Source organism: Mesorhizobium sp. M4A.F.Ca.ET.050.02.1.1 (assembly GCF_003997725.1).
Classification (GTDB): domain Bacteria; phylum Pseudomonadota; class Alphaproteobacteria; order Rhizobiales; family Rhizobiaceae; genus Mesorhizobium.
The window spans coordinates 1-1,826 of the sequence record NZ_RZSG01001023.1 but is presented as its reverse complement, the minus strand read 5'-3'; the positions used below and the strand labels follow the sequence as shown (position 1 = coordinate 1,826).

Sequence of the window (1,826 nt, the reverse complement as noted above, 5' to 3'; positions counted from 1 at the left end):
AGTCCGCCCGCGCCTGACATCCGGCGCCGCTTCGCCGACGAGGATCCGGCAGCAAAGGACGTGGCCGAGCTGATCGAGCGCGCCATCCGCAAGCAGGTTGACGACTCCAAGCTCCAGGTCGAACTGGAGGGCGAGGCGCAAGACGGCTTCCTGGCTGGTCGCGGCATCATCCGGCTTCGCTTCAAGAGCGACATCGTCAAGGACGAGACGACCAACGAAGAGCTTGCCAAGGTCAGCGACGAGCAGAACGGGGGCAAGGTAGACGCAGGCGATGAAACTGGGTCGAAACCTGACCCGGTTTCCGGCGATGACTATGGCGCGCCCGATCATCAGCAAGCAGGCGCCCCGGCCGAACGGCTTGCGAACGAATGCATCGAGTTCGAGGCCGTAAGCTGGCGCGATTACCGGCACGGCCCGGCGAAGCGCTGGAAGGATCGGCCGTGGGACGCATTCCGCTTCGTCGTGCAGCGCGAAGACGAGGGTTCGGTGTTCGACGCCGGCCTGATCAGCATCCAGACCGACGACCAGGAGAAGAAGGCGCGCGGCGAAGGTGATAGCGATCTGTGCGGCTGGGAAATCTGGGACAAGAGCACCCGCAAGGTCATCTTCATCGACGACAACGGCGTTGTGCTGAAGAAGGTCGACGACCCGCTTGGCCTGAGCGATTTCTTCCCGATCCCGGCGCCCGTGCAGCCGATCGAGCTGACCGGCCGGCTGATGCCGGTCAATCCGTTTTCGATCTACAGCCGGCTCGCCGATGAGCTGGACCTGACCACCAAGCGCATCGGCGTCATCACGCGCCACATGAAGGTCAAGGGCTGGTATTCCGGCGACGCTGGCGACATCGCCAACATGCTGGCGGCCGATGACACCGAATTCGTGCCGATCGGCAACGCCGACATCTGGGCAGCCAATGGCGGGCTCTCTGGTGCGGTCGCGTTCTGGCCGGTCGAGAAGTTCATTCTGGTGCTGCGGGAACTCTACAGTGCCCGTGAACAGACCAAGCAGGCCATCTACGAAATCACCGGCATTTCCGACATCGTGCGCGGCGCTTCGCAAGCGAGCGAGACGGCGACGGCTCAGAACATCAAGACGCAATGGGGCTCGCTGCGCATCCAGAAGATGCAGCGCATGATGGAACGCTGCGCGCGCGACATCTTCGTCATGATGGCCGAAATCATCCCGGCGAAATTCTCGCATGAGACGCTGCAGCAGATGACCGGCGTCCAGATCATTCCGACGCAGCAGGATCTGACCCCAGTGCAGCCGCCGCCTGCACCGCCGCCCGGCGCTCAAGTGCCGCCCGAGCAGCAACAGCAGCTTCAACAGGCCACGCAGGCGGCTCAGCAGGCCGAACAGCAGCGGCAAGCGAAGTTGGCCAAGCTGCAGTCGATCCAGCAGCTTCTGACGCAGCCCCTGGCCATGATGTACCGCATCGACGTCGAGAGCGATTCCACGGTCAAGGCGGACCTGACCAGGCAGAAGGCCGAGACGGCCGAGTTCATGCAGGCAGCCGGCGCCTATTGGGCCGCTGTCGGCCCGCTGATCCAGCAGGGCGAGATGTCGAAGGAAGTGGCGGTCGAAATCTTCGCCGCGAACTCGCGCCTGTTCAATCTCGGCAAGTCGGTCGAGGACGTTCTGGAAAAGATGGTGACCGATGCCAAGGGGCAAGCCGGCCAGCCTCCGCAGCCTAGTGCCGAACAACAAAAAGCTCAGGCGGACGCGAAGGCGCGAGAAGCGGAGCAGGCGGCGAAAGTCGCTGATGCAAAGACCAGGCAGGACGCCGCTGCGCAAGACATGCAGTTCAAGCGCGAACAGCACGACAT

Annotated in this window: 1 protein-coding gene; it reads left to right on the top strand. The window is 63.4% G+C overall.

Features of this window, described 5'->3' with window-relative positions:
* Positions 1–1,826, top strand: a 1,826-nt coding sequence (locus EOA33_RS34495; protein WP_127407636.1) for a hypothetical protein, incomplete at both ends; no start/stop codon positions are given.